Origin of the sequence: Paraniabella ginsengisoli (assembly GCF_022513635.1) — a bacterium.
In the GTDB taxonomy this organism is placed as follows: domain Bacteria; phylum Bacteroidota; class Bacteroidia; order Chitinophagales; family Chitinophagaceae; genus Niabella; species Niabella ginsengisoli.
The window spans coordinates 1,268,294-1,286,930 of sequence record NZ_JAKWBL010000004.1 but is presented as its reverse complement, the minus strand read 5'-3'; the positions used below and the strand labels follow the sequence as shown (position 1 = coordinate 1,286,930).

Below are 18,637 nucleotides of genomic sequence, written 5' to 3'. Positions count from 1 at the left end.
TCCAAGTTTGCTCAAAAACCACAATCTGCTGCTTTTGTAAGTAAACAACAGAATACAGGTTCGCAGCGAGGAAGCTAATCAAACTTTTCCAGTTTTTTGAAATGGAGCCTGGCAGCCCGAAGGTACTTTCTTCCCCGTTTGTAGGTCCAGTAAGGATAGCCGTGTTGTGCATTATACCTGCTTATTTCAAACAAAACTTTCCAATGGTGTAAAATCGTTTTATAAGCCCGAAGCAGGGTCATTCGGCAGTCGTAAATATGATTAGGCTCAGCACCTGCGCCATTGTATTCTAATATTGCAAAATTTTTTCCCTGCTTTAAATCTTCGATAGAAGCAGTTTTAATGTCGTATCGGCCATAATAAAAATGGGTCTTATTACTAAGCTCGTCAAAAACATTCACCAAACTTTCATCTATTTGATTTTTTAAATTGATGAACTTTGCACCTCTGTTATGATTACCTGCAAATGACAGGTAAAATATTTCTCCTGCGGGGATGATCCTGTCAAAACGATGGCTATGCCTTAGTTCCATTTCTTCCTGTCGATGCTTCGCTCGCGGATGTTTATCGATCAATTGCTTTAAGGAACTTGTACCATCGCCTTTTACCTGCAATAATTCTTTTTCTATAAACCCCGACACAATTCCTGTCTTTTGCCAAGGAAATCTGTAATAAAAAATACTTATTTCAATCGGATATTCAATTTTTGTTTGTACCAGATAACGAACAGGAATTCTTTCATGATATTTAACCAGGTTGGCCTCATCTTCAATAATTCTAAACAAAATACCCTTCATTCCAACATCAGGTTTTGCTACAAAAGGATATTCCAGTCCCGCATCTTTTATTTTTTGCTGCAATTCTGAAACGGGTATCCCTGGCTTTATATAAATAGTTTGCGGAATGACATCTGCAGGCAAAAGATTATACATTTCCCTTTTGCTTTCCCCTTCAAAACCGCCAAATGTAATAGTTGGATTAGATGGAGTAAAAAACCAAAACGCTTTACTCTTAAAGCAATACCAAAACCAAACTGGTGCAATGGGTGCATATAAAAGATAGAAATTCCACAATTCCCAGTTGAAAAGCCGCTCAAAAAATTTTCTTATTCGCATGAAATATTGGCAAATATACCAGCCAGTGACCTAAAATGAATTAATTTTATCTGGTATAAACCGGTATGCATCATTAATAGTTGTATGCCAGAAAAATAAATGAAATATGCACGTACCTACGGTAGCCGAAATGTTTACAAATGGTGAAACCCCCGAAGTATTATTTTGGGTGGGTTGTGCTGGCAGCTTTGATCAGCGCGCTCAAAAAATAACAAGATCCTTCACTAAAATTCTGGACGCAACGAAAATAAAATATGCAATTCTGGGAAAAGAAGAAATGTGCACGGGCGACCCGGCAAGACGGGCGGGTAATGAGTTCATGTTTCAAATGATGGCTTATCAAAACATTCAGATTCTCAATAATTATGGTATTAAGAAAATAGTTACGGCATGTCCACATTGCTTTAATACCATCAAAAATGAATATCCCGAATTAGGAGGAAATTACGAAGTAATACATCATACAACGTTTTTACAACAACTTATTGATGAAGGAAAAATAAAAATTGCAGAAGGAGGCACTTTTAAAGGGAAAAAATAACGTATCATGACAGTTGCTATTTAGGACGCGCTAATGATATTTATGAAGCGCCGAGAAAAGTACTGGAAACATTGGATGCAGAACTTGTTGAAATGAAACGCTGTCGCAGCAAAGGATTGTGTTGTGGCGCCGGTGGTGCGCAAATGTTTAAGGAAGAAGAGAAAGGAGAAAAACGAATCAATATTGAACGATCTCAGGAAGCGTTGGAAACCAATGCTTCCTACATTGCATCAACATGCCCGTTTTGCAATACTATGATAACTGACGGTGTAAAGAATGCAGAGCAGGAAGCAAATGTAAAAGTGCTGGATATTGCGGAGATGGTGGCACAAAGTATAGCCCCTAACCACCGGAAGGGTAACTGTGAGTTAAGTTGAATTGACTACTTACTATTGACTATTGACCATTCACTATTCATCATTCACTAATTTTGCAACATGAATTTGAATTATAAAGAATTATTACCTGCGGATTTTGATCCCGCTTCGCGCGTGTGGATTTACCAGGCCAGCAGATTATTGTCGATGGGTGAAGCATTGGATGCAGAACAAAAAATTAATGATTTTGCCGTACAATGGCAAAGCCACGGCGCCGATGTTAAAGCTACCGGCTTTTTGTTTTTTGGACAATTTGTGATATTAATCGCCGATGAAACGCATGCTGGCGTAAGCGGCTGTAGCACCGACAGTTCTGTTCGCTTCATTAAGGTGTTAGAAAGTGCCTATGGAATTAGCTTTTTTGATCGAACCAGCTTGGCATTTTTTGTAAAAGATAAAATACAATTGATTCCTTATGCTCAATTGCAATATGCGTTGGATAATGGTTTTATTACCGCAGATACACTTTACTTCAACAATCTTGTTGCGAACAAGGCTGAACTGGAAAATAAGTGGATTATACCTCTGAAAGAAAGTTGGTTGAAAGACCGGGTTCAGATTTTGGTTTAACGCAGTAAACCCATCGGTTTATTGCTTTATTCCGGCATAAACCTCGTAATATCTTTTACCTAAAATAATATACGAGGCTCTATCGAAATGCACATTGTGCGCATCAATTGACGTACAGCCAGTCGTCTCTACAAATCCTGTTGCAGGTATTTTGTTCGCAACATTCCGAAGCACTTGTTTTACTTTGTTGATGCGCTTTACTCGGTCTGGCGCATTATGTTCTTTAGACGTGCCGTAAAACTCTGCCAGGTTTCCAACTATTATCGGCAAGTTTTCATCACCAACATCTTTTCTTATATCCGCAGTTAATTTATGTAGTTTTTGTTCATAGCTGTTGGCGGCTTCTTCATCAACAGTATCCGACTCTCCCTGATGCCAAAGTACGCCCTTAACCGTTCCATATTTTTTTGCAAACGCTAATTTTACAAGAAAATCATTGTACACATTTGATCCTTTATTTAGCTGGTTGATGCTTGCTCCGCCCCACCCCAACGGGATTAGCCCAACTGTAATGCCTTTATTGTGCTTCAAATATTGCTTTGCAAAAGGAAGTCCCAATCCAAACCGATCCGATGACAACCTGTTATGTAATGGATGCGCTGCCGGCTGCCATTGAAGGCTCTCTTTGTAAACGGTAGGAAGTTTAAAAACATGCGGCACCGGAATTGTATCTGCCGCTTCCAATGTACCGTAGCCGGCCATATTAGATTGCCCCATAAGAATAAATACGTGGAATTTTTCTTTATTTTTTGGTATTTGTTGTGCAGACTTGTTTGTACTACAACCGGCCAGGAAGATGCCAGCTATCATGCCGATTTTTAAAAAGATTGGAACTGCGATTCTCATTGTTTATTTCAAATTATATTTTAATGCGTTATTGTTGTGCCTTCATTCGTCAACAATATCAACCTAACAGCCTTTTAAAATTTATACACCGAAAAATTACTGATAATCGGAGAAGCCACTTTATCGGTAATTACCAGTTTTATTTTTGATGTGGTCACGGCCTTAAATTCTTGTATTCTTTTATGCCCAATTGTTTGTCCTTCGGCAATGCTTTGCCATTTATTATTTATAAACGCATCAACCCGATAAGCTTTTACACGTTGCCCTTGCTGTATGTTTTCCTGTATTAAAATGGTATTGATTGTTTCAGGCTTTTTTAAATTGATTACTACTTCCGAGCTGCCCGATGCTTTTGCAATAGGCGTATTGAATTTTTTGATTTCTTTTCCAAAAGCTTTTAACACGGCAATATCTTCTTCAGGAACTTGTCCCGATGTATCAACTACAAGGCCTAACAACATATTTGTATTGCTACCGACAGATGTGTAATACTTTTTCATCAACTCGGGCAATGAAAGCACCCGCTGGTTGTTGGCATTCCAAAACCAACCGGATTGCACCCATGTATGATCTTCTCTTAACGGAAAATCCGCCTCACCCGGAACCCAGTATTTTCCTTCGGGATTGCCATGATAATTTTCGGGCGAAAAATAACCTTTCTCATTTACCGTAAGATTGATTGGAATAAAAAACGGATAAGGCGCATTGCCGCTTTCGTTACCCACCCAACGCACAATGTTTTTAGCATAAGCCGGCCCCTGAAATACATTGGTGGCGGGGTTGATATATTTTTCTACCAATTGGTTTAGCTCTGGCCCGCCCGATGATTTTTCGGGTATGCCGCCATCAAACCAAATGGTAAATAGCCTTCCATTACCGTACTTTTTGCCGCCCCATAATTCGGCAACCATTGTTGTGTAGGCATCATTATATTGTTGCTGATCTTCTTTACTTCCGTTCACTACATGGCCTCCATCCACATTGTACCAGGCATTAGCTGCATAACTACAATAAATGCCGGGCAATATATTATACTTACGGCAGGATGCTATAAAGTCGGCAACAATATCGCCTTTACCATTTTTCCATGGCGTATTTACCACATTATATTCATAGGCTTTTGTAGGCCAAAGTGCAAAGCCCTATGTATGTTTGGCTACAAGCACCGCATATTTTCCGCCCATATCTTTAACTGCCTTTATCCATTGATCGGTATTAAGTTTTGAAGGATTAAACAAACTAAGCGGCAAGGCTCGGCTTATTTTTTCTTTTCCCATGTGATCCTTCCAAAAAATTTCGGGTTTGTACACTTCCAAATCCAAATGAATGATAGCGCCCAGCTCGGCCTGCGAATATTGCAGTTGCGCAGCATTAGGCTTTATAAGTGATATGGTCTGTGCCAATGCCGTTACTGTCAGCAGAAGGTTGATTGTTAGAGATGTTACTATTTTTGACTTTTTACCACTGAACATAATGAGAAGTATTATTTCATATTGATATGATTGCTATAATAGAAATGCTTACTTGATGAATAATATTATTTCGAATAAAGGTGAGTTAGCAATAACCTGTTTGCTGCTCCTTATTTAAATTATTCTACTTCCAGCCGATCGACGGATGCCGATTTCTTATACTTAAGATTGATTTTTTCCTGATATACGATTGACCCTTTACAGCAAAATAAGTAATGATGAGTTTTGCGGACAAGCCAGATTTTTTCCGCTTCGCGTGAAGGTTTGTATATTATTTCACAAAAAGAAGTATCGTATTTATGGTAAGTTTTTGGCTGATTAATCGCCTCAAAATCGGATATAGAAAGTACGTTGTTTGAATTGATAGGTAAAATAGTAAACTCATGGCTTTTAACTAACAGATTATTTTTTCCATCAAGGCTTGCAAATTTGACAGTACGCCAAACCTTGTTTCCATATTTCAATACCCTTTCCATTTTATCGTTCTTAATGTGCAGTTCCTGCCCTTTTAGGAACATGGCGTTTACACAAAAAAAATTGCTGTACTTACTTTTCTCAATGGTATATTTTTTAGTTTACTGCTGCGATTTAGGAGCACAGCAAACACAGTAGTGTATAAAATGGTCGTGAAGATAAGTTGATACAAGAATTAAAGAATAGACTATAATATAAAATTAATGGACTATCCTACATCTTTGTCACACTTTGCAACTTAAGAAACGGCTCAACAATTGAAGAAACAGCATGTACCCTATTTCTCAAAATAAATTTTATAAATATACGGCCACAACTTGCCCGTAATGTACGTGGCTCCTGTTATGGAATCATAAGCGATACCATTTAACTCTTGTGAGTTTGGTTTGCGGGACTTTACCGCGTTTACAATGGAACTTAAATTCAATTTACCTACAATATTTCCATTGGTGGTGTTAATTTTTACAATTTCGGGATGAAGCCATATGTTAGCATATAGACAGCCATTAATGAATTCCAACTCATTTAAACTATCCCTAAGTATTCCATTTTCAGTAATTTTCAATATCCTGTGTGGTTGCATTGTTTTAGGATCCAGATAAGTAATATTCTCGGTGCCGTCGCTCATAATGATACTGTTACCATCAGTGGTAAGTCCCCAACCTTCTGTATTGCTATAATTAAATTCCCCTTGTTTTATAAAGTTTTTGGCATCATAAATAAATCCCAGTTTATTCTTATAAGTTAGCTGATACAGCTTATTGTCGTGAAAAGTAATTCCCTCTCCAAAGTATTTACTTTTGTCAATTTCTATCTTCTGATTGAACAGGCCGGTTTTAAAATCATAGTAGCCAATGACTGATTTAGTAAAAGGAATATCAGGAGGAGCGCCGCTGCTTTCAAAAAGCTTATTGTCATAAAATACAAGTCCTTCAGTAAATAAAGTTGTGTCGTGAGGATAAGTTTGAAGCAATTTATAATGAATGACAGGCGTTACAGCTTTCGTATTTTGTTGATTAGACGAGTTATCATCGCTATTACAAGCTACTAAAGAAGCAAAAAGGGAAATCAATAAAAAGCGCATCTGACCGGTTATCATCACATTATATTTCATGTGTTTATGTTATTGTTTTCATCTGGCACATGGAATTCCGCATAAGAAAATATTCATGGCTTCGGTATTAAAATGAATATTTTTTATGCTTCATTTCAATAAAATATGCTGCAACAAAAATAGCTGATGTCATGTTATTATAATTTGAAAACAATCGTCACGTATTTATGGCGATGCAAAAAGATCAAAGGCTGCCGGATGGTAGCGGCACCGGAGCGAAGCGGAGGTATATCCGCCAGCTGGCGGACGGTAAATTGCCGAGGCAGATTCGACAGCTGACAGCCCCAAATTGTTTAACTTTGCAAAAATTTTTAATAAATGCTTGATTCGATAGAAAGTGCTATTGAAGCTATTAAACAAGGAAAATTGGTAATAGCTGTGGATGATGAAGACCGTGAAAATGAAGGTGATTTTATTGCCGCTGCGGGTGCCATTACGCCTCAAATGATCAATTTTATGGCTACGCACGGGCGTGGTTTGATTTGTGCGCCGCTGCCTGAAGATCGCTGCGACGAGCTCGGACTTGAATTAATGGTAACCAATAATACGGCCTTGCACGAAACCGCATTTACTGTTTCCGTTGACCTTTTAGGGCATGGCTGCACCACCGGCATTTCAGCAAGTGACCGATCAAAAACAATTGAAGCATTAAATAATCCTTTTACCAATCCGGCTGATTTGGGTCGTCCCGGGCACGTGTTTCCGCTGCGTTCCAAAAAAGGTGGCGTATTGCGCCGCGTAGGACATACTGAAGCTGCTACTGATTTAGCGCGGCTGGCCGGCTTTCCTTATCCTTACGGAAGCGTGTTGGTAGAAGTGATGAATGAAGATGGATCAATGGCGCGATTGCCGGACCTTTTAAAAGTTGCAGAAAAATTTGATCTTAAAATTATATCGATACAGGAGCTGATCGAATATCGGTTGAAACGTGATTCATTAATTGAAGAAATTGTGCGTGTAAAAATGCCGACCAAATTCGGCGATTTTACATTGGTGGCTTTTAAAGATAAGAACAGCAACAATGAACACCTTGCATTAATTAAAGGTGAATGGGAAAAAGATGAACCTGTTTTAACGCGCGTTCACTCATCGTGCTTTACGGGCGATATTTTGGGCAGCCTTCGCTGCGATTGCGGCGACCAGTTGCAAACGGCCATGCAAATGGTGCAGCAGGAAGGCAAAGGCATTATTTTATATATGAACCAGGAAGGACGAGGCATTGGACTAATGAATAAACTGAAAGCATATAAACTTCAGGAAGAAGGAATGGATACCGTAGAAGCCAATCTGCACCTGGGTTTCCAGATGGATGAACGCGATTATGGTGTAGGTGCGCAGATATTGCGCCACCTTAATGCTACCAAGTTGCGCCTGATGAGTAATAATCCGCGCAAGCGTGTTGGTCTTGTAGGATATGGACTGGAAATTGTTGAAAATGTGCCCATCGTCATTACGCCAAATGAGCACAACGAAAAATATTTAAGCACGAAGAGAGAGAAGTTGGGACATGACTTTTAGTTGATAGATGATAGTTGACGGATGACAGAATGTTATAGGTTGAAGTTTTAAAGCGTACATCGTAATTTGTACATCGAATAAATCCAATAAACCATGGTTGAGTCTAACATTAATGAATACCTCGCTACCATTCCGGAAGAAGCACAGGAGGCTGTAAACAAGATCCGTTCTATCATTAAAAAAGCTGCTCCGACATCTGAGGAGGGTTTAAGCTATGGCATTGGCGGATTTAGACAAAATGATAAATATTTTATCTATTATTCCGGTTATAAAAAACACACCAGCATCTATCCTGCACCACGCGGACATGAAGACTTTGAAGAAGAATTAAAAGCTTACAAAGGAGGTAAAGGCACGGTTCAGTTTCCGCTTGATAAACCATTACCAGTTGATCTGATCAAACGAATTGTGAAATTCCGCTTGAAGGAAAATGAAGAAAAAGCTGCTTTGAAAAAAATCAAGAAAGCATAATAGCAACTATTCATTTTCTATTTACCCATAATCGTTTTGCGATGAAGGTTACCCCAATCAGCCAGGTTTTTGATAACCGATTTTAATTTATGTCCATAAGGTGTTAGTTCATATTCTACAGTAACGGGCTTCGTGTCTATCACATAACGGTTCACTAATAAATTCGCTTCCATATCTTTTAACTCCCTACTCAGCATTTTACCCGATATTCCTGTTACATCTTTTAATATTTCTGAGTACCTTTTCTTACCAAAACCCAAAGAAGCTACAATTGAAATTTTCCATTTTCCACCTAGCACATCCATAGCGTCGTGCACAGCGAGAATGGTCTTTTTACAAGCTTCATGCTCATGTTTTATTTCTGCCATAAGTTACCTTGTTACATGTATGTTACTATTACTTTTATACACTTGGTGACAAAAGTATACCAATAAACCGGAACTTTGTGTATTCAAAAAATTTCATTTATGGAACTGATTAAAAGTTTGAACTGGCGTTATGCCACTAAAAAGTACAGAAACGAAAAAATACCAATAGAAAAAGTGCAACAAATACTTGATGCAATAAGTTTGTCTGCATCATCGGCAGGTATGCAACCTTACCGTGTATTCTCGATCGAAAATGAGGACATACGTAAACAAATCGGTGAAGGATCCTTTAACGCTCAAATCGTGGAATCTTCACATCTGCTTGTGTTTGCAGCTTATACAGCAGTGACTGCGGAACAAATTTCAAATTATATTGACCATATTGCAACCGTAAGAGACACTCCTGCAGAAGGAATGGTTGATTTTAAAAAATCGTTAGAAACTTATTTGCTCAACCGCTCTGATGAGGAAAACTTTTCCTGGGCTGCTCGTCAGGCTTATATTGCATTAGGAACCGGAATCATTGCAGCAGCTGAACTTCGTGTTGATGCAACACCTATGGAGGGTTTTGATCAACAAAAAGTGGACGAAGTGCTTGGGCTAAAGAATAAAGGCCTTAAAAGTATTGTAATGCTGTCACTTGGATACAGGGATGAAGAAAATGATTATTTTGCCAAACTTAAAAAAGTTCGAACTCCGAAAGAAGAGTTTATTTCTGTGGTAGCATAATTAAAACGAAGTTCTAAAAATTAAGATGTACAAGAAAGAATACTACGGAACAACTATTTATCAAGAAAATGGTTTATTGCATACTTTGTATCCGTGGTACTCTTTTTAAGAAATATTTTATGAGTTAATCATAGCATAACCTTATCGGGCAAAATGTATTGGTCATAAGTTATTATCTTCGGCTACATTTTTTCGGAAGCCCTTGGCCAATTGTCTGCTAAGCTTCGGATTTCATTTTAAAGTTTTTGCTATGTGTTTAAAAAAGATTTTTTAGCTAAAGTAATCTTCTGCGCTATTTTATTGACCTCACTGACTGCAGGCGCACAATCTTATACTATTGCCTCCTACAATCTTCGGTTTGATAACAAAAATGATATTGGCAATTTATGGAAAGATCGAAAAGCTTATGTTGCCAGCCTGATCAGTTTTCACGACTTTGATATATTTGGAACACAGGAGGCGCAGCCACATCAACTTGAAGATGTGCTGAAAGCATTGCCTGATTATGCACGTTATGGCAAAGGCCGCGATGATGGTAGCGATAAAGGAGAACATTCGGCAATATTTTATAAGAAAGATAAATTTCAACTTCTATCATCAGGAGATTTCTGGTTATCTGAAACACCTGATAAACCAGGGCTCGGCTGGGATGCAACCTGCTGCAACCGCATCTGTTCATGGGTTTATTTGCAGGACAAAAAATCAAAAAAGAAATTTTACTTCTTCAATGTCCATTTTGATCATGAGGGAAAAATAGCACGGCTTGAAAGCAGCAAACTCATACTTCAAAAAATAAAAGAGATTGCGAAAGGAGTACCCGCTATTTTAACAGGCGACTTTAATGCCGGCCGATGCAGAACCATACAAGATCATTGCTAATTCAGCTATTTTACGCGACAGCCATAAAGATGTAAGCAAACCTTACGAAAACAATAGTTCTTTCAATGGTTTTAAAAATAATTTTACCACAACCAACGTGATCGATCACGTTTTTATTACTAAACAATGGCAGGCTTCTAAATGGGGTATTTTAACTGATACTTATTTCGGTAAGTTTCCTTCTGATCATTTCCCGGTTGTAGCCGAGTTGACGATTGGGAGATAACAGTTAAGGTTTGCTGATACTCGCTTTTAACCTTCTATCATACCGTCAACTATCATATCCCAACTTCCTACTCCTCCGTTCCGGGTATCGTCTCAGGCGTTAGACTATCTGTTTTTTTATCAGGCACAACTGGCTGAACTATTCTTGATGAATCGGCTGGTGCAGGTAATTTTCCTCTTGATTCGCGCTCGGCACGTTTTCTCGCATTTGAAAAAACTTCGCGCAGTGTATTGAATTCTCTTTTAAAGAGATACCTCCACCGGTTCGTTTAAGCTTGGCAGCGCCAGTGCTTGATGTAGTTAAATAATCCAGGTTTTCCTGTAAAATAAATTAAGCCTTATTGTTCCGCTGGCGTTCAATAACCATTCCGCCGTCACGTCTGGTAAGAACTGTACGGTTTGTTGCAATGTAGATTGCAAAGGCACTTCCAGCGAACTACCTAATGAAATAACGAACCTGTCTTTGAACAATGGCACTAACAATGCACCACTTACATTAGCCTGATTGATATTGAAGTTATTAGAAGTAACACCAAATACATTACGGTTGTAAACTGAACCGCTAAAGCTTAACCGCACATCATGGCCCAGCAATGAAGCCAATGCTGTGTTCAGCTTCTTATTAACCTCATTAAATAGCAACCCGGATAAACTGGAAATAGTGTTGTATGTTAATTCATTTACAGCCGCGCCAATACCAATATTGGAAACACCTGTTTGTGGCGGCGCGAAACTATTAAATACGATAAGGTAAGTAACCTGCCGGGTAACCTCAGTCTGGCTTCGTTCTATTTGTTGCAAGGCATTCGTTACATTAAAGTCATTATTGTACCTGCTATTCGGATCCAGCTGAAGCTCGAATTTGAATTCCGGCTGAAATAGTTGCCCGGTAAGTGTTGCATACACATAAACATTCTCTCTGGTGTTGGCATAGCTCTGATCAATATTGATGCCTGCCAATGGAGCAAAGCTTACACGTTCTGCTTTATACTTTGCCTGTATATTCATATTTGCTTTCAACGGGTCGCCTGTCCAGGATATATAATTTTCTGTACCCTTAATAATTTCAAAAGGTTTTGGAAAGAATGATTTAAAAGTATAATTATAGGTACCTTCTTCAATATCTAATCTGCCTTTTATTGCCAAAGGCTCAGTTGTTCCTGATCTTATATTCAATGTTCCATATCCGCGGCCTACAATCTGGTCGCCGGTAAGATCATCCATTACAAACTTCATCAATACTTTTGGATTAGCCGTTACATCCAATTCATACACCATGTTCGATTGTTCGCTTGCATCAACAAGACTGTCTGTAACTTCTTCTCCATATTTTCTTTCAACCAGCCAGTCGGGCATTTTGCCAGCATAGCTACTAGCAGATGCAATCGTAAAAGAGCTTTCTTCCTGGTCAGAAGCGATAGCATCAATTTTCATATAGCTGTTATCTTCCGGTCCAACCAATACAAAGGAACCCGTTGCCTTTACTTTTCCGTAAAACAGTTTATTATCAGCGAAAGTGGTGTTGAGCACCTGTACTGGCCGGTTGTTTCTTGCATCGCGGGTACCCGGCTTACGTGTAGATACTGTAATATCAAAAAACATATCGCTAAAGGCATTATGTAAAATGCTCCCCCTTAAATAGACCGGGTTATCGGTAATCGTATCCTTTAAAACAATTCCATCCAGATTGATCTCGTTTTCACTAAGTTCAATATCCCTGTCTTCTATTTTATAATAACATTGCGTGAATTTCACTTTCAGGCCTGCATTGTGAAGCCGCCCTTTACCAACTACCGCAATTGAATTAAAAGGCCCTTTGACCTGAAAATCCCCGGTGATATCTCCTGTTAAGTCAGAAAACAAAGAGTTGAGAAAACGATCCACATACTTTAGGTCAAAATGATTGGGTTTTAAAGAAATAACATTATTTGCTTGTGTTTCCTGGCTTTGTAAATAAAGGTGAATATCGTAGGCAAGGCTTTTATCGTCAGAGCCCAAAGTCTTACCATTCACCTCAAGCTCTTGTGTCAACATATCAAATATCATAGTTGCGCCCAAATCACCAATGGAATCATTGTCCAGACGGATTCCTTTTCCAACAAAATCTCTGGAACTGATCTTCATTTCTTTTCCGGGATTTTCTATAAGTACGTGTGCATCTATTAAACCTTCAAGCCTGTTGCGTGGAAGCAAATAAGGACCGATATCGCCAAGGTTGATATTCCTTAATGTTATGGCTGCATCATTCCAACTCCCCACATCCGAGGGCATGGTTTCAACTCTTATTTCCTGCGTACTCACCCGTAAAACCAGCAGGCCATGGGCTGGCGCATTTTTCCGGAACTCTAATTCTCCTTTATCTTCAATACTCCAGGTTTTTCCATTAAGCATAAAACTTGAAGGATTGAATTGTATACCTACTCCATTATCGTAAGTATTTACTATAGCATTTAAACGTGCCTGGTCCAAAGTTTTATTTCCTTCGGCACCAGTGAAAATGCTCACTTCCGAAACATCATTATGAGCTTTAATATTGAATGTTGCTAATTGTATTTCCAAGCTGTCGGTAACTCCTATATTGGATACACTGCCGTATAAAGTAAGGCTATCGTAGGTTCCAGTTGCATCAATATCAGTGTTCGAAAAACTAAATTGCCTATACTTAAAATAAGGAACATTGACATCAAGAGACAGGTTATTCAGATTCGTATTGATACTGCCTGATATCCTACTGTTATCAAACCCCTGCAAACTACTATCAATAATTGTTGCAAACTCGTTGAAGCTATTCGTTTTAATATCAAACGTAAATGATTGCTTCGGCACATCATCCTTCGGTTTTTTAATATAGGCCGGATAATAACGATTGAGGAAAGCAGTGACAGAATTCGGCAAATCGCGAATATTAAAAACACCATCAATATCAACACTAAATTCATTTGAAGCAATGCTGAGATGTTTAGTTGTTGCGCTATCCGTAACAGTTGAGTTGATGGAAAGTGAATCAAACGATAATGGAAAACCATTTCTTGTAAGGGATGCTTCGGTAATAGTTGCATATCCCAGAAAGTCATCAATTGTATTGCCTGTAAATTCTGCAATTACTTTTCCGCTAAATGCCAGATTTTCTCTGAACAGTTGTGTATTATATAAATTCAGGGTGTCGATGTTAGCCAAGAAATTAAACTCGGGCACCTTATTGCTAAAGTTTACAAACCCGTTAAGATTCAAAGCAGCATTCGGATCATTAATTATAATCGATCCGTCAAAGATTTTCTTATTTAATTCACCATCCAGTGTTATGTTTTGATAACGGTATTTTTTATAATCAATAAACTTTACCCGGGCATCAAGTGCAATCGCACCACTGTTAGGATTAAAACCAGCTCCCTTTAAAGTTGCATTCAAACTTACATACCCTAAATTTTTATCTTTTAGAAGCGGGCCTAGATTTAAGCCTTGCGTAGATACTGTGCCAGAATAAATTGGATATGCAGCATTCTGTAATTTAAGATTGACATCTGCTTTAACCGTGCCAAGCCCGGTTTGTATCGTTCCATAAGTAACAAAATCATTAATAAATCCTGAAAAGTTTCCATTAAAAACCACATATCCAAGCTTGCTTAAATCAATAGTATTGATTCTTTTCAATGGTGGAATAAAGGCTGTAGCGTCGGCATAAACAGTTTTAAACTCATTTGCTTTTATATCAAGATAAGTACTGTTTATCTCTGGCAATCCTGTAATAGTAGCATCTCCCAAAAAATGAGTATTAGCTCCTGCTCTAATATCCAGATTTTTTCCAATTAATGACGCAACAGGGCCTTTTACATTGCCACTTATTTTAATTCTCTTCTTCCATGTTTTCAGATCGGGAGCAAAATATGCAATGTCATCACTATTGATCTCCGTATTATCAAACCTACCTTCCATCCTCACTTTTTCTTCAAAATCGCTCATGTCGCTAAACCGGTCAAACCGCATGCTGAAGTAGTTGGTAAGATGGCTGTCGTTGGTTCGTATATCTAGATTATCAAAAGTCATTTCAGTTGGAGTAAACTTTGCATCTGCAATCAAATGCTTTACCTCAAAACCGCTTCTTTCTTTGGTTGCAAGCTTTATGGAAGCCGAAACAGTATCCATCTCCCATTTCACACTTCTAAAATCGCCATTTATTTTTGAAAACTCAATATGCTTACCATCAAATGCTGAAGTATCCAGCGGGCGGGAATCATTATCATTTTTAAAAGTACCATTTCGCAGACTAAGTGTGCTTACAAGTATCTTCCACTTATTGTCATTTACATCAATATCACTGGTATCAGTAACAACAGGTATGGGTACTGCGCTGTTTTCTTTAGGAGGCTTCTTTCCGTCATAATTACGCAGCGCAAAATAGGGTTGGTTAATATTTAGCGATTTGATTTCTATCAGCCTTTTCTTAAAATCAACGTTACGCGAAACCGTGTTCAGTGATGCCAGGGACAGCGTCATATCTTGTCCTATCCAACCATCGCGCTGCCTTACGAGGATGTTTTTAAGATCTACTTCACGCAAAGCAAGATTGATTGCGTTTTTTTTCTTTTTAGGACTGGCAGGCGTTGTAAAATAATCAAGTATAAATTGGTGCCTCCAAACGGAGTCGCTTCGCTGTAAATTAACATAAGCATCTCTAAGGCCAATGTATTTAAGTTCGATATCATTTTTAAAGAAGAACCAATCCGTAATATTTACGGTTATTTCTCCTGCACTTAAAATAGTATCTTTTTGACGATCTAGGATCAATACACCCTGCAGGTTCATCTTATCGAACAAAGAAAAATCTACCCGATTGATTTCTATTTTCGTTTTAAGATCTTTTGAAAGACGAGAGGTTACTTTATCGATGAGCCAGTTTTGTACCGGAGTCGTTTGTATAAGCAACCACACGGCCGTCAATAACAAAACGATTGACGCCAAAACGATTAGTAGTATTTTACGAAATTTCTTCAGGAAAGGTTGTTCTAAAATTTTGTAAAAGTAATTTATTAGGTTTCGACTGGCAAATTTCGGACATATCTAACTGTTAATTTTATATTTTTATTGCATCCTTAAAATAATTAATCAGAATATATATTTATGCTGAGAATTGGCTTTTTGTTTCTGGCGATATTTTTCTTCAGCTGTTTAATAGAAACTGAGGCTCAGCAGTTTGGAGGCAATCCATTTTCTACCCGATGGAAACAGATCAATTCGGATACAGCAAGAATCATTTTTCCGGACGGACTGGACTCTTTAGCCAGCAGCGTTGCAGATATTGTGAGAGGAATTTCGCGGCGAGATCGCCTCAAGCTAGGCAACAAATGGAATAAAATAGATATTATACTGCAAAATCAACCAGTTACGACCAATGGCTATGTTTCTCTTGGCCCATTTCGAAGTGAATTATACATAACTCCATCTGCCGACAATTTCGATCCCAGCAGTCTTTCCTGGCCATCGCAATTAACCGTGCACGAGTATCGCCATGTACAGCAATTCAATAATTTTAATAATGGCTTAAGTGGTGTTATGAAAAAATTGTTTGGACAAGAAGGTTATGCCCTGGCCATAAACGCGGCTGTTCCTAATTGGTTTTTTGAAGGGGATGCTGTTTACAACGAAACGTTATTTGCGCCTCATGGCCGAGGCACCCTTCCTTTTTTCTGAAAGCTTATCCGTCTTTATGGCAATCAGGAAAAAATTATAGTTGGATGAAGTTGAGAAATGGTTCGCTAAAAGATTATGTACCTAATCATTATGATTTGGGGTATTTGCTGGTGAACTATGGCGTGGAAAAATATGGATATGATTTCTGGCGCAACGTAACGCTCGATGCCAGCGCATATAAAAGTTTGTTTTATCCCATGCAGAAGGCTGTACAAAAACATACCGGAGTTAGTTACAAAATATTTCGAGACAGCGCTTTTAATTACTACAAGAATATTTATGGCATCCAAAACGAAAAGCGCCTGACAGACCTCACCCCCCTCTCCAAAGGAGAGGGGAGCTAGAAGCGTAACAAACTACACATTTCCTTTTCAAATATCGGCGAACGATCTGCTGTATCAAAAATCAACATATAATAAACGAGCTGCGTTTTACCTTAAAACAAATACACAAGAAGAATTGATCCGGTTTAGAGACATTAGTATTGAGGATCAGTATAGTTATCGAAACGGAAAAATTGTGTATGCCGCTTATGAAACGCACCCGCGATGGGGTTGGGTTAGTTATAGTGTGATCAAAATACTTGACGTCAAAACTGGTGACCAACGAACGCTTCAGCATAAAACCCGATATTTCTCGCCCGATATTTCTGAAGATGGCAAACTGATTGCGGCTAATAAAGTGTCGCTAAACGGCAGGTCCAGCCTTATTATATTAAATGCAACTGATGGCGCGATTGAAAAAGAAATAGTGAATGACAGCATCACTTATTTCTCGAATCCCAAAATAGTAAATAATAAAACTGTCATTAGTGTGCTGCGAAAGAAAGATGCTACCACACATATTGCAGCAATTGATATAAATACCGGAAGGATTGAAAACATCACTCCGCCATCAAACACCGTAATAGGAACGATTGATGTAAAGGATAATAGGATTTATTTTACAGCTTCCCAACATTTAAAAGATGAACTATTTTATTATGATCTAAAGTCTAAACAACTATATACATTGCCTACAACAGGCGTTGGAAGCTATTTTGTCAGCAACAATTTTGAAAAACTAAACTGGAGCAGCTTTACAGCTAACGGCTATCAACTGCATCAAAAAGAAACAGCAGATTTGGAATGGCTGCCGGTCTTAATGGAGATTTTTACCAAGGCAAGCAATGGAATAGTTACAGACACATTACATGCTACAAATGATTTGTCCAAAATCTCATACACACATTACAGTTCCAAGCCATATCGAAAGTTAACAAGACCGATCAACTTTCATAGCTGGCGTCCCAATTATTCTGATCCTGAATTTAGCTTCACAGTTTATGGTAATAATATTTTAAATACCACAGAAACGCAGCTATATTATTTATACAACGAAAGTGACAAAACCCATACTGCTGGCGGCTCTATAACCTACGGCGGCTTGTTTCCTTTTATAACGCTGGGTTCTGCTTATACATTCGACAGGCGCGGCATTGCATCGGGTAAGATAAAAGATGGGATGAATGGAATAATTATGTTGGCTTAAATATTCCATTGAGCTGGGCCAGTAACAGAACCTACAAATCGCTAAATATTGGAAGCAATTATTATTACCGTACTGATTTTAATAAAGGCGAAACCAGAAATGATTTTAAAGAGTTGAAGTTCAGCTACCTCGCTCATGGCATCAGCTGGTCACAACAAATTCAGGCTACGGTTCAAGATATCTATCCACGGTTTGGATATAGCAGCATTGTACAATTGAGGCATGCGCTTAATCTTTATAAAAGTTGGCAAAGCTATGCAGGGGCCAATCTGTACTTGCCCGGCGTAGTTAGGGCGCAAAGTCTTGTGTTAAATGGAGCCGTTCAATATTCAGGAACTGATCAGCGTGTGTTTGGAAACCGTATCGCTTACGCCAGAGGCTACGCAGGACGGGACTCTGCAGGCGTTTACACAGCGCGGGCCAATTATCATTTTACACTTCTATACCCTGATTGGGGGTTTGCCAATATCTTTTATTTGCAACGCGTAAGAGCTAATTTATTTTACGATCATACACAAGCATTTAATAAAAAGGCAAGTGCAAAATCAACACTACAAAGCACAGGCGCTGAAATTTATTTTGACACAAAATGGTGGAACCAGCATCCACTTACCTTCGGCTTTCGGGCTGGAACTTTAATAAGCCCGTTACCTCAAAGCAACCGAAAGTTATTTTTTGAATTTGTTTTGCCTGGCAGTTTGATACCGAGGTAAGATAAAC

18 protein-coding genes and 1 pseudogene are annotated in these 18,637 nt (G+C 38.5%); 12 read left to right on the top strand and 7 right to left on the bottom strand.

The features are described 5' to 3' along the window. Window positions 1-74: 74 nt before the first annotated feature. Complete coding sequence (locus MKP09_RS24320) at window positions 75-1,115, bottom strand: hypothetical protein (RefSeq protein WP_240833231.1); 1,041 nt, start codon at window positions 1,113-1,115, stop codon at window positions 75-77. 106 nt (window positions 1,116-1,221) lie between these two features. On the opposite strand from MKP09_RS24320, the gene MKP09_RS24315 reads away from it, so the two are divergent. The 3 genes from MKP09_RS24315 to MKP09_RS24305 are packed head-to-tail and all read left to right on the top strand — an operon-like array spanning window position 1,222 to window position 2,603. Next, a complete protein-coding gene (locus MKP09_RS24315; RefSeq protein ID WP_240833230.1) occupies window positions 1,222-1,656 on the top strand; it encodes a (Fe-S)-binding protein in 435 nt (144 codons plus the stop codon). Further along, entirely contained in the window at window positions 1,653-2,033 is a 381-nt protein-coding gene (locus MKP09_RS24310) for a heterodisulfide reductase-related iron-sulfur binding cluster (protein WP_317235488.1), read from the top strand. Before MKP09_RS24315 ends, MKP09_RS24310 begins: the two co-directional genes overlap by 4 nt. 60 nt (window positions 2,034-2,093) lie before the next feature. After that, window positions 2,094-2,603, top strand: coding sequence for a hypothetical protein (locus tag MKP09_RS24305; RefSeq protein ID WP_240833228.1), 510 nt, complete (start codon window positions 2,094-2,096; stop codon window positions 2,601-2,603). Between the two features lie 18 nt (window positions 2,604-2,621). On the opposite strand, the gene MKP09_RS24300 is transcribed toward MKP09_RS24305, so the two are convergent. The 4 genes and pseudogenes from MKP09_RS24300 to MKP09_RS24285 form a co-directional block, all read right to left on the bottom strand. Further along, entirely contained in the window at window positions 2,622-3,449 is an 828-nt protein-coding gene (locus MKP09_RS24300; RefSeq protein ID WP_240833227.1) for a sialate O-acetylesterase, read from the bottom strand. Window positions 3,450-3,523: 74 nt separating this feature from the next. Continuing rightward, window positions 3,524-4,921, bottom strand: a pseudogene (locus tag MKP09_RS24295) (alpha-L-fucosidase). A 119-nt stretch (window positions 4,922-5,040) separates the two neighbouring features. Continuing rightward, entirely contained in the window at window positions 5,041-5,397 is a 357-nt protein-coding gene (locus tag MKP09_RS24290; protein WP_240833226.1) for a hypothetical protein, read from the bottom strand. A gap of 275 nt (window positions 5,398-5,672) precedes the next feature. Then, on the bottom strand, window positions 5,673-6,509 hold the full coding sequence (locus MKP09_RS24285) for a glutaminyl-peptide cyclotransferase (RefSeq protein WP_240833225.1): 837 nt from the start codon (window positions 6,507-6,509) through the stop codon (window positions 5,673-5,675). 318 nt (window positions 6,510-6,827) lie between these two features. Between MKP09_RS24285 and MKP09_RS24280 the strand changes: the two genes are divergently transcribed. Together MKP09_RS24280 and MKP09_RS24275 are read left to right on the top strand one after the other, a co-directional pair. Further along, window positions 6,828-8,027 carry a bifunctional 3,4-dihydroxy-2-butanone-4-phosphate synthase/GTP cyclohydrolase II gene (locus MKP09_RS24280; RefSeq protein ID WP_240833224.1) on the top strand — a complete coding sequence of 400 codons (1,200 nt, stop codon included), beginning with the start codon at window positions 6,828-6,830 and terminating at the stop codon, window positions 8,025-8,027. A 93-nt stretch (window positions 8,028-8,120) separates the two neighbouring features. Next, a complete protein-coding gene (locus tag MKP09_RS24275) occupies window positions 8,121-8,498 on the top strand; it encodes an iron chaperone (RefSeq protein ID WP_240833223.1) in 378 nt (125 codons plus the stop codon). 17 nt (window positions 8,499-8,515) lie between these two features. Here MKP09_RS24275 and MKP09_RS24270 read toward each other — a convergent pair whose 3' ends face one another. Then, window positions 8,516-8,866, bottom strand: coding sequence for a winged helix-turn-helix transcriptional regulator (locus MKP09_RS24270; RefSeq protein WP_240833222.1), 351 nt, complete (start codon window positions 8,864-8,866; stop codon window positions 8,516-8,518). 99 nt (window positions 8,867-8,965) lie between these two features. On the opposite strand from MKP09_RS24270, the gene MKP09_RS24265 reads away from it, so the two are divergent. The 3 genes from MKP09_RS24265 to MKP09_RS24255 all read left to right on the top strand — a co-directional run bounded on the left by MKP09_RS24265 (window position 8,966) and on the right by MKP09_RS24255 (window position 10,700). Beyond that, window positions 8,966-9,595 (top strand): nitroreductase family protein, encoded by a 630-nt coding sequence (locus MKP09_RS24265; RefSeq protein WP_240833221.1) that lies wholly within the window; start codon window positions 8,966-8,968, stop codon window positions 9,593-9,595. Between the two features lie 252 nt (window positions 9,596-9,847). After that, entirely contained in the window at window positions 9,848-10,474 is a 627-nt protein-coding gene (locus MKP09_RS24260; protein WP_240833220.1) for an endonuclease/exonuclease/phosphatase family protein, read from the top strand. Then, window positions 10,437-10,700: an exonuclease/endonuclease/phosphatase family protein gene (locus MKP09_RS24255; RefSeq protein ID WP_240833219.1), complete on the top strand. Its 264-nt coding sequence runs from the start codon at window positions 10,437-10,439 to the stop codon at window positions 10,698-10,700. Before MKP09_RS24260 ends, MKP09_RS24255 begins: the two co-directional genes overlap by 38 nt. Window positions 10,701-10,999: 299 nt before the next feature. On the opposite strand, the gene MKP09_RS24250 is transcribed toward MKP09_RS24255, so the two are convergent. Next, a complete protein-coding gene (locus tag MKP09_RS24250) occupies window positions 11,000-15,658 on the bottom strand; it encodes a translocation/assembly module TamB domain-containing protein (protein ID WP_240833218.1) in 4,659 nt (1,552 codons plus the stop codon). A 159-nt stretch (window positions 15,659-15,817) separates the two neighbouring features. Between MKP09_RS24250 and MKP09_RS24245 the strand changes: the two genes are divergently transcribed. The 4 genes from MKP09_RS24245 (at window position 15,818) to MKP09_RS24230 (ending at window position 18,630) form a co-directional block, all read left to right on the top strand. Continuing rightward, window positions 15,818-16,387 carry a hypothetical protein gene (locus tag MKP09_RS24245; RefSeq protein WP_240833217.1) on the top strand — a complete coding sequence of 190 codons (570 nt, stop codon included), beginning with the start codon at window positions 15,818-15,820 and terminating at the stop codon, window positions 16,385-16,387. Window positions 16,388-16,431: 44 nt separating this feature from the next. Beyond that, a complete protein-coding gene (locus MKP09_RS24240) occupies window positions 16,432-16,731 on the top strand; it encodes a hypothetical protein (RefSeq protein ID WP_240833215.1) in 300 nt (99 codons plus the stop codon). 115 nt (window positions 16,732-16,846) lie between these two features. Beyond that, window positions 16,847-17,917, top strand: coding sequence for a TolB-like translocation protein (locus MKP09_RS24235; protein WP_240833213.1), 1,071 nt, complete (start codon window positions 16,847-16,849; stop codon window positions 17,915-17,917). 8 nt (window positions 17,918-17,925) lie between these two features. Continuing rightward, a complete protein-coding gene (locus tag MKP09_RS24230) occupies window positions 17,926-18,630 on the top strand; it encodes a hypothetical protein (RefSeq protein WP_240833212.1) in 705 nt (234 codons plus the stop codon). Window positions 18,631-18,637 lie beyond the last annotated feature (7 nt).

What these genes read in the sequence shown, in the direction of transcription:
- MKP09_RS24300 (WP_240833227.1), bottom strand. Translation starts at nt 3,449, where the DNA reads ATGAGAATCGCAGTTCCAATCTTTTTAAAAATCGGCATGATAGCTGGC.
- MKP09_RS24285 (WP_240833225.1), bottom strand. Translation starts at nt 6,509, where the DNA reads ATGAAATATAATGTGATGATAACCGGTCAGATGCGCTTTTTATTGATT.
- MKP09_RS24320 (WP_240833231.1), bottom strand. Translation starts at nt 1,115, where the DNA reads ATGCGAATAAGAAAATTTTTTGAGCGGCTTTTCAACTGGGAATTGTGG.
- MKP09_RS24245 (WP_240833217.1), top strand. Translation starts at nt 15,818, where the DNA reads ATGCTGAGAATTGGCTTTTTGTTTCTGGCGATATTTTTCTTCAGCTGT.
- MKP09_RS24265 (WP_240833221.1), top strand. Translation starts at nt 8,966, where the DNA reads ATGGAACTGATTAAAAGTTTGAACTGGCGTTATGCCACTAAAAAGTAC.
- MKP09_RS24280 (WP_240833224.1), top strand. Translation starts at nt 6,828, where the DNA reads ATGCTTGATTCGATAGAAAGTGCTATTGAAGCTATTAAACAAGGAAAA.
- MKP09_RS24290 (WP_240833226.1), bottom strand. Translation starts at nt 5,397, where the DNA reads ATGGAAAGGGTATTGAAATATGGAAACAAGGTTTGGCGTACTGTCAAA.
- MKP09_RS24240 (WP_240833215.1), top strand. Translation starts at nt 16,432, where the DNA reads ATGAAGTTGAGAAATGGTTCGCTAAAAGATTATGTACCTAATCATTAT.
- MKP09_RS24315 (WP_240833230.1), top strand. Translation starts at nt 1,222, where the DNA reads ATGCACGTACCTACGGTAGCCGAAATGTTTACAAATGGTGAAACCCCC.
- MKP09_RS24275 (WP_240833223.1), top strand. Translation starts at nt 8,121, where the DNA reads ATGGTTGAGTCTAACATTAATGAATACCTCGCTACCATTCCGGAAGAA.
- MKP09_RS24305 (WP_240833228.1), top strand. Translation starts at nt 2,094, where the DNA reads ATGAATTTGAATTATAAAGAATTATTACCTGCGGATTTTGATCCCGCT.
- MKP09_RS24255 (WP_240833219.1), top strand. Translation starts at nt 10,437, where the DNA reads ATGCCGGCCGATGCAGAACCATACAAGATCATTGCTAATTCAGCTATT.
- MKP09_RS24270 (WP_240833222.1), bottom strand. Translation starts at nt 8,866, where the DNA reads ATGGCAGAAATAAAACATGAGCATGAAGCTTGTAAAAAGACCATTCTC.